The sequence below is a fragment of the Proteus sp. MB838 genome (genome assembly GCF_054767435.1).
The window spans coordinates 31,782-46,229 of sequence record NZ_BAABMO010000001.1; the positions used below are offsets into that span (position 1 = coordinate 31,782).

General features: G+C 39.8%; 10 protein-coding genes. 4 read left to right on the top strand and 6 right to left on the bottom strand.

Features of this window, described 5'->3' with window-relative positions; genetic code table 11:
• Positions 1-678: 678 nt before the first annotated feature.
• Positions 679-2,514: a ribosome-dependent GTPase TypA gene (gene typA, locus ACYUCW_RS00155; protein ID WP_004246802.1), complete on the bottom strand. Its 1,836-nt coding sequence runs from the start codon at positions 2,512-2,514 to the stop codon at positions 679-681.
• Between the two features lie 359 nt (positions 2,515-2,873).
• On the opposite strand from typA, the gene glnA reads away from it, so the two are divergent.
• The 3 genes from glnA (at position 2,874) to glnG (ending at position 6,941) form a co-directional block, all read left to right on the top strand.
• Positions 2,874-4,283 carry a glutamate--ammonia ligase gene (gene glnA / locus ACYUCW_RS00160; protein WP_004246801.1) on the top strand — a complete coding sequence of 470 codons (1,410 nt, stop codon included), beginning with the start codon at positions 2,874-2,876 and terminating at the stop codon, positions 4,281-4,283.
• Between the two features lie 179 nt (positions 4,284-4,462).
• The gene (gene glnL, locus ACYUCW_RS00165) at positions 4,463-5,509 is read left to right on the top strand and encodes a nitrogen regulation protein NR(II) (protein ID WP_004249083.1); all 1,047 of its coding nucleotides are present in this window, start codon (positions 4,463-4,465) and stop codon (positions 5,507-5,509) included.
• A 10-nt stretch (positions 5,510-5,519) separates the two neighbouring features.
• Complete coding sequence (glnG, locus tag ACYUCW_RS00170; protein WP_196557344.1) at positions 5,520-6,941, top strand: nitrogen regulation protein NR(I); 1,422 nt, start codon at positions 5,520-5,522, stop codon at positions 6,939-6,941.
• 29 nt (positions 6,942-6,970) lie between these two features.
• On the opposite strand, the gene hemN is transcribed toward glnG, so the two are convergent.
• From hemN to ACYUCW_RS00195, 5 genes are all read right to left on the bottom strand, one after another.
• Positions 6,971-8,344, bottom strand: a complete 1,374-nt coding sequence (hemN, locus tag ACYUCW_RS00175) for an oxygen-independent coproporphyrinogen III oxidase (protein WP_004246798.1) — start codon at positions 8,342-8,344, stop codon at positions 6,971-6,973.
• Between the two features lie 862 nt (positions 8,345-9,206).
• Complete coding sequence (locus tag ACYUCW_RS00180; protein WP_004246797.1) at positions 9,207-9,863, bottom strand: DUF799 domain-containing protein; 657 nt, start codon at positions 9,861-9,863, stop codon at positions 9,207-9,209.
• Positions 9,860-10,210: a DUF4810 domain-containing protein gene (locus tag ACYUCW_RS00185; protein WP_004246796.1), complete on the bottom strand. Its 351-nt coding sequence runs from the start codon at positions 10,208-10,210 to the stop codon at positions 9,860-9,862. The genes ACYUCW_RS00180 and ACYUCW_RS00185 overlap by 4 nt, the downstream gene beginning before the upstream one ends.
• Before the next feature lie 24 nt (positions 10,211-10,234).
• The gene (locus ACYUCW_RS00190) at positions 10,235-10,915 is read right to left on the bottom strand and encodes a CsgG/HfaB family protein (protein ID WP_370685671.1); all 681 of its coding nucleotides are present in this window, start codon (positions 10,913-10,915) and stop codon (positions 10,235-10,237) included.
• Between the two features lie 453 nt (positions 10,916-11,368).
• The gene (locus tag ACYUCW_RS00195) at positions 11,369-13,702 is read right to left on the bottom strand and encodes a Tex family protein (RefSeq protein ID WP_004250050.1); all 2,334 of its coding nucleotides are present in this window, start codon (positions 13,700-13,702) and stop codon (positions 11,369-11,371) included.
• A 181-nt stretch (positions 13,703-13,883) separates the two neighbouring features.
• Here ACYUCW_RS00195 and greB point away from each other — a divergent pair, with 181 nt between their 5' ends.
• Positions 13,884-14,363, top strand: a complete 480-nt coding sequence (gene greB / locus ACYUCW_RS00200) for a transcription elongation factor GreB (RefSeq protein ID WP_004246793.1) — start codon at positions 13,884-13,886, stop codon at positions 14,361-14,363.
• Positions 14,364-14,448: the final 85 nt, after the last annotated feature.

Below are 14,448 nucleotides of genomic sequence, written 5' to 3' on the forward strand. Positions count from 1 at the left end.
AGCAATTTTAAGACTCGAACCAAAAACCATCCTAACAGTTTAGAACGGTTTCTGTGCTATTCAATGGCATTTTTAACATCTTTTTTTTAAACCTAAAAATACGGTTAACGTTTTTAAAAGTAGCCAATGATTTATGAGATTATGAGATATCGGATGAAAGCGAAAAAAGTAAAACCCGAGACTGAGATGCACAAATGAAAAAGGCTCAACCAAATGGTCAAAAGGAAAAATCGGTTTAGTCCGGCGCAAATAGAACTATGGAAAAAGGAGCAAGAAGACCAAGAACCACGAGATGCCTGGCTTACTGAAAGTGAAGAGGCGATAAAACGTCACATGAAAGACTTATAGCATTTAGCATAAAAACCTAATGCCTCAATGTGGTACTAATCAAAACAGAGCGAAGCGACAACATCTTCTTGTCTTTGCTTTTCTCCATGATCGGTTATTGTGCCTTAGCTCGTGCAACTAGCTAAGTTGGATACTTCTGGTTAGGTTGGGCTTCTTTCGATGGTGCAATCGAAAAATCTCTAGTCCGTTGATTGGTGCTCTTATCAGGTACGCACTGTAATTTTTCGATACCGCAAGGGTAGAGCTGGGATCACTTCACAGAAGTGACGGGGGTTTTATAAACTCAGGGCGCTTAACGCGCCCTAAGAATTATATTATCAGAATAACAAATTAGTCTTTGCTACGATAAGCACGACGACGATCGTTTTCTGAAAGATGACGTTTACGTAAACGAATAGATTGTGGAGTCACTTCCACTAATTCATCATCATCAATAAACTCTAATGCTTGTTCTAATGTTTGCTTGATATGTGGCGTCAGCGTTGTCGCTTCATCCGTACCAGAAGCACGCATATTTGTCAGTTTTTTACCTGTTAAGCAGTTTACTGTTAAGTCATTAGAGCGAGTATGAATACCAATAACTTGGCCTTCATAAACTTCTGCACCATGAGTAACAAATAACTTACCACGATCTTGTAAGCTATACAGCGCGTAAGCAACAGCTTTACCCTGACCATTAGAGATCATCACACCATTATTACGACGACCGATTTCACCTGGGCGCACATCGTCATAATGACTGAATGTTGCGTACAGTAAACCAGTACCTGATGTCATCGTCATAAACTCAGTACGGAAGCCAATTAAACCACGGCTAGGGATAATGTAGTCTAAACGTACACGTCCTTTACCATCTGGTTGCATGTCGCGCATTTCACCTTTACGCTCACCCATCGCTTGCATCACATCACCTTGGTGCTGCTCTTCAATATCGATAGTGACTTGTTCGAAAGGCTCTTGTTTACGACCATCAATCTCGCGGAAGATAACTTTCGGACGAGATACGGCTAATTCGTAACCTTCACGGCGCATATTTTCAATCAGTACTGATAGGTGTAATTCACCACGACCTGATACACGGAATGCATCTGGATCTTCAGTCTCTTCAACACGCAGTGCTACGTTATGAACTAACTCTTTTTTCAGACGATCTAAGATCTGACGAGAAGTAACAAACTTACCTTCACGACCACAGAATGGTGATGTATTAACACAGAAATACATGCTAACAGTAGGCTCATCAACGGCTAATGCAGGTAATGCTTCCACAGCACCTACTTCGCAAATCGTATCAGAAATATTTAATTCACCTAAACCTGTAATCGCAATGATGTCGCCAGCTTCTGCAACGTCAACATCGATACGCTCTAAGCCTAAATGACCTAATACTTTACCTACTTTACCGTTGCGGGTATTACCTTCGCTATCGATGATAGTCACTTGTTGATTAGGTTTTACTTTACCGCGCTTAATACGGCCAATACCGATAACACCCAGATAGTTATTATAATCTAACTGAGAAATCTGCATCTGGAAGGTCCCCTCCAGATCGACTTTTGGCGGCTCTACATATTTGACGATAGCTTCATATAATGGAGTCATATCATCAGCCATGTCATTATAATCTGTTCCCGCAATACCATTTAATGCTGATGCATAGATAATTGGGAAATCCAGTTGTTCGTCAGTCGCACCTAAGTTAACAAACAGATCAAAGACCTGATCAACAACCCAATCAGGGCGTGCACCTGGACGGTCAACTTTGTTGATAACAACGATAGGTTTTAAGTTGTTAGCAAACGCTTTTTGTGTCACAAAGCGAGTTTGTGGCATTGGGCCATCCATCGCGTCAACCAGCAATAGAACGCTGTCTACCATAGACATAACGCGTTCTACCTCACCACCGAAGTCGGCGTGTCCTGGGGTATCTACGATATTAATACGATAGTCATTCCATTTAATCGCTGTATTTTTCGCAAGAATAGTAATTCCGCGCTCTCTTTCGAGATCATTAGAGTCCATCACGCGCTCAGCAACGGTTTCACGTTCACCGAACGTGCCAGATTGCTGTAGTAATTTATCGACAATAGTAGTTTTACCATGGTCAACGTGGGCGATGATGGCGATATTACGCAAGTTTTCGATCACAAAATTTGCCTCAGGCATTGTAGAAATAAGCGTGTTATTGTACACGCTTTAGACGAGAGACTAAACAAGATCACAATAATGATTGCTTAACAATATGCAATTAATTGAATTGTGATCCTTTTCACGCCTCAGAAATAAGTCGTCTTGAACCGATTGCACCAAAATTGTGCAACTATTCAGACTTAATTTGCACCAAATTTGTGCAATAATTAAAAAATCACGGGGGATATTCTACACTAAACTTCATCAATACAGTATATATCCCTTTTTAGATAAGTTGGCATGCTTTTCGCAATAGAGTTTAGGTGAGCAAAAAATTCACCGAAAAATGTGTAAGGCCACTGCACTTAATAAAACCATTCGCCAGGAGAGTTACTATGTCCCTTGAACATGTGTTATCCATGATTGAAGAACATAAAGTTAGATATATTGACTTACGTTTCACTGATACCCGCGGTAAAGAACAACATATTACTATTCCGGCGCATCAAGTTAACGATGATTTCTTTGAAGAAGGAAAAATGTTCGACGGCTCCTCTATTGGTGGTTGGAAAGGCATTAATGAATCAGATATGGTGCTAATGCCTGATGCTACAACAGCGATGCTTGACCCATTTTTCCAAGATCCAACATTAATTATTCGTTGTGATGTTTTAGAGCCAGGCACTATGCAAGGTTACGATCGTGACCCGCGCTCTATCTCAAAACGTGCAGAAGACTACTTAAAATCAAGTGGTATCGCTGACACCGTCCTATTTGGCCCTGAACCTGAATTCTTCCTTTTTGATGATATTCGTTTTAAAAATGATATCTCTGGTGCTTCTTATGCCATCAATGATATTGAAGCAGCATGGAATACCAATACACAATATGAAGAAGGTAACAAAGGTCATCGCCCAATGGTAAAAGGAGGTTACTTCCCTCTCCCTCCGGTTGATTCCTCACAAGATATTCGCTCGACCATGTGTAATATCATGGAAGAGATGGGCTTAGTGGTTGAAGCACACCACCACGAAGTCGCAACTGCAGGTCAAAATGAAGTGGCAACCCGCTTTAATACCATGACCAAAAAAGCAGATGAAACTCAAATTTATAAATACGTAGTACAAAACGTCGCTAACGTATTTGGTAAAACCGCGACCTTTATGCCAAAACCTTTAGTGGGTGATAATGGCTCAGGTATGCACTGCCACATGTCACTGTCTAAAAATGGTGTCAATTTATTTGCTGGTGATAAATATGGCGGATTATCTGAAATGGCGCTGTATTACATCGGTGGTATTATCAAACATGCTCGTGCATTAAACGCATTTACTAACCCAACCACTAACTCATATAAACGCTTAGTGCCGGGATTTGAAGCCCCTGTTATGCTGGCTTATTCTGCCCGTAACCGCTCAGCATCCATTCGTATTCCGGTAGTCGCTAGCATGAAAGCACGCCGTATCGAAGTGCGTTTCCCAGATCCTTTAGCTAACCCTTACCTTGCATTTGCAGCTCAATTAATGGCAGGTCTTGATGGTATTATCAATAAAATTCACCCAGGTGATGCCATGGATAAAAACCTCTATGACTTACCCCCAGAAGAAGCTAAAGAGATCCCAACAGTGGCAGGTTCATTAGAAGAGGCGCTCAATGCCCTTGATAATGACCGTGAATTCTTAACCCGTGGCGGTGTATTCACTGATGATGCTTTAGACGCTTATCTTGAGCTATTACGTACTGATGTGCAGCGTGTTCGTATGGCACCACATCCACTTGAATTTGAAATGTATTACAGTGCGTAACGCACAATAGTTAAAGTACTTACTTTGCTTATGATTTTTTTGTTGCCGTGAAGCTATTTTGCCCATCTTCGGATGGGCTCTTTTCTCTCTAATGAGGCATCTGTTAATAAATTACGCATCTGTTCATTTATGAAAAAAAAGGTAAGATGCACTAAAATGGTGCAATGGGAGTATTCAATATGGAAACGGCGGATTTACCTGATAACACACTTATTTTGGATTCATTAATCCACTCAGTATTGGTTATCAACCAAGAGTTTATTATTTGCTATGCAAACCATGCTGCATTGCAATTACTGGCTCAAAGTCGTCGCAAATTATTTGAAACCCCTTTTAGCGCACTGTTTAGTTATTCCTCTTTTGATGAACAGTTAATGCGTGAAACATTAGCAAATGGGCAAAGCTTCACTGATAACGAAGTGATTTTGGTTATTAATAACCAATCACACACTATGTCGCTCAGTGCCCAGCCTATTTCCGAGCAACACATTTTGTTGGAGCTGGCGCCTATGGATAGTCAACGCCGGTTAAGCCAAGAGCAGATACAACAAGCACAACAAATGGCGGCTAGGGAATTGGTTAGGGGACTGGCACATGAAATTAAAAATCCACTCGGTGGATTACGAGGGGCGGCTCAATTATTAGCAAAATCATTACCTGATCCTGCGCTGACTGAGTATACCCAAGTCATTATTGAACAAGCCGATCGCCTAAGAGCGCTTGTGGATAGGTTACTCGGCCCACAACATCCCGGCACCAAAACCTTTCAGAGTATTCATCATGTTGTAGAGCGTGTTGCACAACTTATCACATTAGAATGCCCTGAAAATGTCACCTTACTCAAAGATTACGATCCTAGTCTACCTGAGCTTTCACACTATCCGGATCAGATTGAGCAGGTATTGTTAAATATTACCCGCAATGCATTACAGGCAGTGGAGAAAACTGGGGGAACTATTATTTTGCGAACCCGAACAGCGTTCCAAGTCACACTGCAGGGTGAACGTCATCGACTAGTGGCTCGCATTGATGTGATTGATACTGGCGCGGGTATTCCTCCTCATCTACAAGACACGCTTTTTTACCCGATGGTCAGTGGCAGAGAAGGCGGAAATGGCCTTGGTTTATCCATTGCACGTAGCTTAGTCGACCAACACGCCGGTAAAATTGAGTTTACCAGTTGGCCGGGAAATACCGAGTTTTCTATTTACTTGCCAATAAAATAGGAGATAACCAATGCAAAAAGGAAATATATGGGTTGTCGATGATGATAGCTCTATTCGCTGGGTGCTTGAGCGAGCTATTACACGAGAAGGCCTTACATGTAAAACCTTCGAACACGCTAATGACGTCCTCAGTGCACTCAATAGTGAACTTCCCGATGTATTATTATCAGATATTCGTATGCCTGATATTGATGGTTTATCTCTATTAAAAAGCGTTAAAGAGCAACACCCTACGTTGCCGGTTATTATCATGACAGCGCATTCTGATCTTGATGCCGCGGTAAATGCTTATCAGCAAGGGGCATTTGATTATCTCCCCAAGCCTTTTGATATTGATGATACACTTGCACTCATTCATCGTGCTATTACGCACTATCGAGAGCAAAAACAACCTAATACAACAGAAAATAACCTTCAATCTGTCTCTGACATGATTGGCGAAGCCCCTGCGATGCAAGAGGTTTATCGCATTATTGGTCGCCTTTCTCGCTCATCAATTAGTGTGCTTATCAATGGCGAGTCGGGTACTGGTAAAGAATTAGTTGCACATGCTCTTCATCGCCATAGTCCGAGAGCACAAGCCCCTTTTATTGCACTCAATATGGCGGCTATTCCCAAAGACTTAATTGAATCAGAACTTTTTGGTCATGAAAAAGGGGCATTTACTGGTGCATCTCAAGTACGCCAAGGTCGTTTTGAACAAGCAAATGGCGGTTCCCTCTTTCTTGATGAAATTGGCGATATGCCACTGGATATTCAAACCCGCTTATTACGCGTCTTGGCTGAAGGTCAATTTTATCGTGTTGGCGGTTATGCCCCTGTAAAAGTCGATGTACGTATTATTGCCGCGACTCATCAAGACTTAGAAAAACGTGTAATGGAAGGTGATTTTCGTGAAGATCTCTACCATCGACTCAATGTAATACGTATTCAATTACCTCCACTGCGTGATAGAACAGAAGATATTCCAAGCTTAGCGCGTTATTTTCTCCAAAAAACCGCTCGAGAGCTTGGTGTTGAAACCAAAGTGCTCCACCAGCAAAGTTTACATTGCATGATGGAATACCACTGGTCAGGTAACGTCAGACAATTAGAAAACGTATGTCGTTGGTTAACGGTTATGACCGCTAGCCAAGAGATTATGCCGCAAGATTTACCTCAAGAGATCCGCCAATCAGATGAGAAGAGCAAATCGATACCTCGAGTCTCCTCTCAACATTGGTCACAACATCTTTCATTATGGGCGGATGAGGTATTCAGTGAAGGCAAAGAAAATATTCTTAATGATGCTCTACCGCAATTTGAGCGCACCTTACTACTCAGTGCGCTTTCCTATACAAAAGGCCATAAACAAGATGCTGCACGTTTATTAGGATGGGGAAGAAATACGCTGACACGTAAATTAAAAGAGTTAGGTATAGAGGAGTTTTAAGTCACTCCCCTCCCTTTTATTTTTGCCCACTAAATCACTCGAGAGAATTGGCGTTGGCGCATTTGATTACGTAAATAAGTATCAAAACACATACAAATATTACGGATCAATAAACGTCCTCTTGGAGTGACCTGAATTTTTTCTGCGCTGATCTCCACCAATCCATCTTCTGCCATTGGTGCAAGCAATGCTAAGTCTTCTTTAAAATAATCTTGGAAATCAAGCTGATATAGATTTTCAATCTCAGTAAAGTTAAGATGGAAATTACAAATCAAGGTCTTAATAACATCGCGACGAATACAATCATCATGAGTTAGAGAGAGTCCACGCCACAACGCATGCCCTTCGCTATTTACGCGAGCATAATACTCTTTTAGCACTTTTTCGTTCTGCGCATAGTGATCACCCAGCATACTGATAGCTGAAACGCCCATTCCCAATAAGTCACACTCTTCATGAGTGGTATATCCTTGGAAATTACGATGTAGAATACCTTGGCGTTGTGCAACCGCTAATTCATCATCAGGCTTAGCAAAGTGATCCATACCAATAAACTGATAACCATTTGTGGTGAGTGTGGTGATAGTCTCTTGCAAGATCTCTAACTTTTCTTCTGCAAGTGGTAAATCTTCATCTTTAATTTTACGTTGTGCGGCAAATAAATTAGGTAAATGTGCATAATTGAACACACTTAAGCGATCAGGGGACAATTCAATCACTTTTTTTAACGTAAAAGCAAAACTTTCTTTAGTCTGTTTAGGTAGCCCATAGATCAAATCAATACTGGTAGAATGAAAGCCCACTTCACGCGCTCTTGCTACTAATGAAAAGATAAATGCTTCATCTTGTTCACGATTAACTTTTTGTTGCACCTCTTTATTAAAATCTTGCACCCCCATACTTAGGCGGTTAAATCCCTCATTGTGTAAATGATCAATAACATCTAACTCAATCTCACGGGGATCAATTTCAATAGAGAGCTCAGCATTTTCCACAAAATGAAAATGTTGTCTTAATAAGGCGACTAAGCGACTAATTTGCTGTTTATCAAGAAAAGTGGGAGTACCGCCCCCCCAATGCATTTGGGTCACTTTTCTATTTTTAAAATAGCGAGCGCGATTAATAATTTCTTTTTCTAAAACATCAAGATATTCATCAGCTTTATGTTTATGGCGCGTGATAATTTTATTACAACCGCAGAAATAACATAACTTATGGCAGAAAGGAATGTGAATATACAGTGACAGAGGTCGTTCGGGATAACGCTTTGTTGCTTGTTCGAAATCCGCATCACTATATTGCTGATTAAATTCCAATGCCGTTGGGTATGATGTGTAGCGCGGACCTGAATAGTTATACTTATGGATCAGGTCAAGATCCCAAATAATTGTTTGTTCTGACATGCTTCTACCTTCCAAAAGTGAACCGCCGATGTGCCATACCAGCCAACAGACATTATGACCACCAGAAATAATAGTGTAACCAATAAATGCTTAACTGAACACGAGAGAAAAAAAGATCCTGTTTTTGATCTTTTCACTCTATCTGTAAATAATCACTCAAGTAAAAAATATGATATAGATCACATTAAACGGAAATAGTATTACTGTTAAAATTTATTTATGAATAATTTAAGTTTATTCAATATGTTAGTAGCACATTTTAATGACACATCTTTTTTCGATTATTTTTATAACACATTAAAAAAAATATATTACTCAAAATACACTTTAAAATAAATAAATATATCGTTTTATTAATTTTATTATATTTTTATTCTCTCATAATTCGATAGTTATAATTATAATGATAATTAGCCCTTTACCTAATTTATAATATTACATACTCTATATTTAAACATTGATTAATATCCAATTAAGTCGTGTTTTGATTTAAATTTGAGGCTCAGTAAAAGAATAAAGGTCGCTATATTACAAGGAAAGATAGCACTCCCCATTACCTTTTCGCATTCATTCTGATATTTCTCTTATTTAATCGTCTCTTTATATATTCCGAATTAAGGATTATGCGCCACGGAAGGAAATGGACAATCAACCAAGGATGGTTAGTTCTCTGCGATATATCATTTCCCCCCCTTAATGTTTCACTCTCAAATCAGTAGTCGCACGCTGTTTATATAAAATGCAGATAAAATCACCCAATATAAATAAGAATAATTATTATTTATAATAGATAAATAAAAACGCGGCTTATATTTACAATATAAACCGCGTCTTTTAAAAGAGTAATCACTATAACAAACTGTTATTGTCCCTCTTTTTCATAGTGGGGAGAGCGAGGACCATATAAGATCCCATTGGCATGTCCAGCAGAGAGTAAACGCACACTTGCTACTCCTGCAATTTCGTGACTTTTATCTGCAATAGTATCAACAATTTGAGTCACTACTGCAGAAACTAACATGCCCACCAAACCATTCGATGCTGTATCCCCTTCTGCACTCGATGCACTGGCATGTCCACTCCACAGTAAGGCACCATTACGTAAATCAACCAATTTAGCACTGGCACTGACACGCGTCTCACTGGCGATCACTTGATAAGAAGTACCATATTGGGTGACATCCAAATAGAGCACAGAATCCGCACCAAAAATCTCACGTAACTTACTAGGACTCACCGCTTGGATATCGCTTCCCGTTGACAAACCATTTTGTTTAAAGGTCTCTTCAACAACCGCGACAGGAAAAACATAATAGCCAGCTTCCGCCAAAGGATAAGTCACTTGAGATAAAAAGCTATGGGCAGCTTCTACTTCTGGAGTCTGATTTTTAGGTAACAGCACTAAAATGCTTTTTGGTTTACTTGCTTTAAAGGCGGTATAGTCTGTTTTGACTGGCTCTGCACATCCTGATAACACAAAAGCAAATGCCACAAAAACTAACGTTAAAATGCGATTCATTTTTGTGCTCCCTTATTTTTCATCAGAAAATCCATAAACTTTGCTGATTCAGGATAAAGAGTTTTCTCCTGATCAAACTCACTCATGGCTAAGTCTAATGCGCCAGTGGTCACATATAACATGCCCAAATGTGCATGTAACCCCGGTGGAACGCCTAATGATTTTGCTCGGGCAACCTCGATGCTTTTTTTCAATGCATCGATTTGCGCATGAGGATCACTTTCACTTTGTTGATAATATTGATATACCACCGTTTGATAACTATCCCAGTTATAAAGAGGCTTTGGCGCTTGGCACCCAACCAATAACAACGAGGCAAATAGCAACCCCAGCAATGATTTTGACATTTTTATATCCTTATAAAATTGGGGTTACTGCTCAGGCTGCCAAGCATGGCTTTCAATCCCTACAACTAAATTATTCACCGCTTCACGAATGGCTAAATCAAGCACTTTACCATTAAGTGTTGAGTCATAACTTGCTGTGCCACCAAAACCAACAATCTCACGATTAGAAAGCTCGTATTCCCCCGCACCTTGCGTAGAGAACACCACTTCAGAGGTATTCACATTCACAACATTTAAGTTCACTTTGGCATAAGCAACTTGGGTTTTTCCACGTCCTAAGATACCAAATAGTTGGCGATCACCTACTTCTTTGCGACCAAACTCTGTCACATCACCAGTAATAACGTAAGTTGCGCCTTTTAATTGCTGACTTTGGCCTTTAATCTTCGCTTCTTGTGTTAACTCCGTTAAGTTAGCGCGATCTAAAACATTAAAACGGCCTGTTTGTTGTAAATGTGTAATTAAAATCGTTTTAGATTGATTACCCAATCTATCCACACCATCAGAAAAAATACCATTCATGTAATTAGAACGGTTATCAAACTTACCAATAGCAATGGCACTCTTAGGTCCTGAGTAAGTCGTATTATAGGTAGCCACTTTAGCAACCTCTAAAGAGCGAGAAGATTCTGAGGCACAACCTGCTAGTAATGAAGCAGAAAGTAAAACTACCCCTAATGATAATTTATTAAATGTCATTTTCATCATCCAATATCGGTGAAATAAACCTATCGTCATTGATTTTTGTTGTGCAAATCCTATGACGAACAATAAAATAAGATAAATTTTAATTTACGTTTCTATTTTACCCGCCATTAAACCATAACAGTAGTAAGGTTAATAATGGGATCAACTTATTTTTAATATAAAATTAATCACCCATAGGGAAAATAGAAAAATGTTGATAAAAGAAACAACAAATGAATATAAAGATAAAATACGTCATATTCTATCTATTATATTAGCAATATACCTTAAGTTAGATAAAAGCAGACTCAGACAAAAGACTAAAAGTATATTTTATATTAACAAAATAATTTAATTGCTGATTACTTTTGGCTTTTTATTCATCAAACCATAGATTGAGTGAATAGTTATGAAACGTGAAGTAATACAATTTATTACTTCACGTTGAGATTGATGGCTGCCTATAAGATATTAGCGTTTTTTACCAAATGCTGCGGCCAATGCATCACTCATCGCACTATTACCTGCATTGTTACCCGTATTTGATTGGCGGTTTCTGGTCGGTTTTTGCCCGCGACTATGTTTAGAAGCATTATCCTTAGTCACTGACTGGCGTTTATGATCACTATCAGCAGCCACTTCATCTAAACGCATGGTTAACGCAATACGTTTACGCGGTAAATCGACTTCAAGGACTTTTACCTTCACAATATCGCCGGTTTTTACCACAGTATGGGGATCTTCAACAAATCTATCCGACAGTGATGAAATATGCACTAATCCATCTTGGTGTACCCCAATATCTACAAAGGCACCAAAATTAGTCACATTAGTTACAGTACCTTCCAATATCATACCACTGACTAAATCATTCATTGTTTCAACACCTTCGGCAAAGGTGGCTGTTTTAAACTCAGGTCGAGGATCACGCCCCGGTTTAGCAAGCTCCTTTAAGATGTCATTAATGGTAGGTAAACCGAACTGCTCGGTGACAAATTCTCTGGCATTGATTTGTGAAAGTAATGCACTATTGCCCATGACTTGATCAATTTTTTGATGTATTGATTGCAAGATATTTTCAACAATAGGATAGGCTTCAGGGTGAACCGTTGAGGCATCAAGTGGATTTTTACCATCACGAATACGTAAAAATCCCGCACACTGCTCAAACGCTTTAGGCCCTAAGCGCGCCACTTTGAGTAACTGTTTTCTATCCACAAAACGGCCATTTTCATCACGCCAAGCAATAATATTTTGAGCAATAGATTGGCTAAGCCCCGCCACTCGCGTCAATAGCGGTACAGAGGCTGTATTTAAATCAACACCGACACCATTTACACAGTCTTCAACAACAGTATCTAATTTTTTTGCCAATAATGTTTGGCTCACATCATGCTGATATTGACCCACCCCGATAGATTTAGGGTCAATTTTTACCAATTCCGCCAATGGATCTTGTAAGCGACGAGCGATAGAAACAGCGCCACGAAGAGAAACATCCAGATCCGGAAATTCTTTCGCTGCCAGCTCTGATGCCGAATAAACCGATGCCCCGGCTTCGCTCACGATCACTTTTTGTGCTTTAACTTCTGGGTAGCGTTTTACTGTATCAGCAAAAAAGCGCTCTGTTTCACGTGATGCAGTACCGTTACCAATCGCCACTAATTCTACATTATGCTTAATACATAATGCCGCTACACTAGCAGCGGCTTTATCCGCTTGTCCGGTATGAGGATAAATAGTATCTGTCGCAATCAGCTTACCGGTACTATCCACCACCGCGACTTTAACCCCAGTACGTAAACCAGGATCTAGCCCCATCGTAGCTCGCATACCTGCAGGTGCGGCCATTAAGAGATCTTTTAGGTTACGTGCAAACACATTAATGGCTTCATCTTCCGCTTTCTCACGTAACTGACCCATTAACTCAGTTTCAAGATGCATTAACACTTTTATACGCCAAGTCCAACTGACAACGGCTTTACGCCAACTGTCCGCAGGTTGATTATTAAGACGTAAACCTAAATGCTCCGTAATCAACTGTTCGCCATAGCTCTCTTTGGGGGCTTCTTCGAATTGTGGATCAGGATTAAGTGATAACTGCAAAATACCTTCATTACGACCACGAAACATCGCTAATGCACGGTGAGAAGGTACATGAGCAATCGGCTCATGAGTATCAAAATAATCGCTAAATTTAGCGCCTTCTGCTTCTTTTCCGTCAACAACTTTGCTAACAAGATGCGCATTTTTCCATAAATATTGGCGAACTTTAGCTAATAATCCAGCATCTTCTGCAAAACGTTCCATTAAGATATAGCGAGCCCCATCTAAGGCTGCTTTACTATCATCTATTCCTTTTTCAGGGTTGATATATGCACTTGCTGCGTCTTCAGGAGTATGTTGTGGTTCATTCCATAACAAATCAGCTAATGGCTCTAAGCCATTTTCAATTGCAATTTGCCCACGAGTACGACGTTTCGGTTTATAAGGAAGGTAGAGATCTTCAAGTTCTGTTTTACTTTGCGTCTCATTAATCGAAGAGCGTAATTCTTCTGTGAGTTTCCCCTGCTCTTCAATTGATTTTAAAATAGTTTGGCGACGATCATTGAGTTCCCGTAAGTAACTCAGGCGGGTTTCCAATTGACGAAGCTGAGTATCATCTAACCCACCAGTTACCTCTTTTCGGTAACGGGCCACAAAAGGCACCGTATTCCCTTCATCCAGTAACGTAATGGCCGAAAGTACTTGCTGGGGCTTTACTGATAGCTCTTGTGCAATAATTCGGCTTAATGATTCATTCATAATATATTTACCTACCGAGAGGAGTGGTTAAAAAAGATGGCTATTATACACGCGCAATAAGAAAAAAATTCCGCTTATTATAGGCCAAGCATGACATTTATGAGGAAAATAACAGATTATTCTGTGATTCGCGCTATAGTATCTGTATGAAATTCAATGTTGATGATCGTATTTATTGGTAATGGCAAAAAGTAACTATATTACTCGTGATGGCTGGCATGCCTTGGATAAAGAGCTAAAATATCTTTGGAAAGAAGAGCGTCCTCGCGTCACTCAATCGGTCTCTGAAGCAGCGGCTCAAGGTGACCGTTCGGAAAATGCTGAATATATCTATGGTAAAAAAAGATTACGTGAAATAGACCGACGAGTTCGTTTTTTATCCAAACGTCTTGATGAATTAAAAATTGTTGACCCAGATCCTCGTCAAGAAGGAAAAGTGTATTTTGGCGCTTGGGTAACCCTTGAAGACGATGATGAGAACATTAAGACATTTAGACTAGTCGGCCCTGATGAATTTGACCCAGCAAAACAGTGGATTTCTATTGATTCCCCTGTCGCGAGAGCGCTGATCGGTAAAAAAGTGGATGATGAAGTTAGCGTGCAAACGCCAGGTGGCATCGTTAATTACTGCGTATTATCTATCAAATATTATTCGGAATAAGATAAATAAATAGTGTGATATTCTAAGATACAAAGTCAGAACAAGTTTTGCCTATAAATCATTAATATTTATTCTTTGTTTTTGG

Excerpts from the sequence above, each read along its gene's own strand:
- glnA (WP_004246801.1), top strand. The coding sequence starts at position 2,874 with ATGTCCCTTGAACATGTGTTATCCATGATTGAAGAACATAAAGTTAGA.
- typA (WP_004246802.1), bottom strand. The coding sequence starts at position 2,514 with ATGCCTGAGGCAAATTTTGTGATCGAAAACTTGCGTAATATCGCCATC.
- glnG (WP_196557344.1), top strand. The coding sequence starts at position 5,520 with ATGCAAAAAGGAAATATATGGGTTGTCGATGATGATAGCTCTATTCGC.
- greB (WP_004246793.1), top strand. The coding sequence starts at position 13,884 with ATGGCAAAAAGTAACTATATTACTCGTGATGGCTGGCATGCCTTGGAT.
- ACYUCW_RS00190 (WP_370685671.1), bottom strand. The coding sequence starts at position 10,915 with ATGAAAATGACATTTAATAAATTATCATTAGGGGTAGTTTTACTTTCT.
- glnL (WP_004249083.1), top strand. The coding sequence starts at position 4,463 with ATGGAAACGGCGGATTTACCTGATAACACACTTATTTTGGATTCATTA.
- ACYUCW_RS00185 (WP_004246796.1), bottom strand. The coding sequence starts at position 10,210 with ATGTCAAAATCATTGCTGGGGTTGCTATTTGCCTCGTTGTTATTGGTT.
- ACYUCW_RS00195 (WP_004250050.1), bottom strand. The coding sequence starts at position 13,702 with ATGAATGAATCATTAAGCCGAATTATTGCACAAGAGCTATCAGTAAAG.
- hemN (WP_004246798.1), bottom strand. The coding sequence starts at position 8,344 with ATGTCAGAACAAACAATTATTTGGGATCTTGACCTGATCCATAAGTAT.
- ACYUCW_RS00180 (WP_004246797.1), bottom strand. The coding sequence starts at position 9,863 with ATGAATCGCATTTTAACGTTAGTTTTTGTGGCATTTGCTTTTGTGTTA.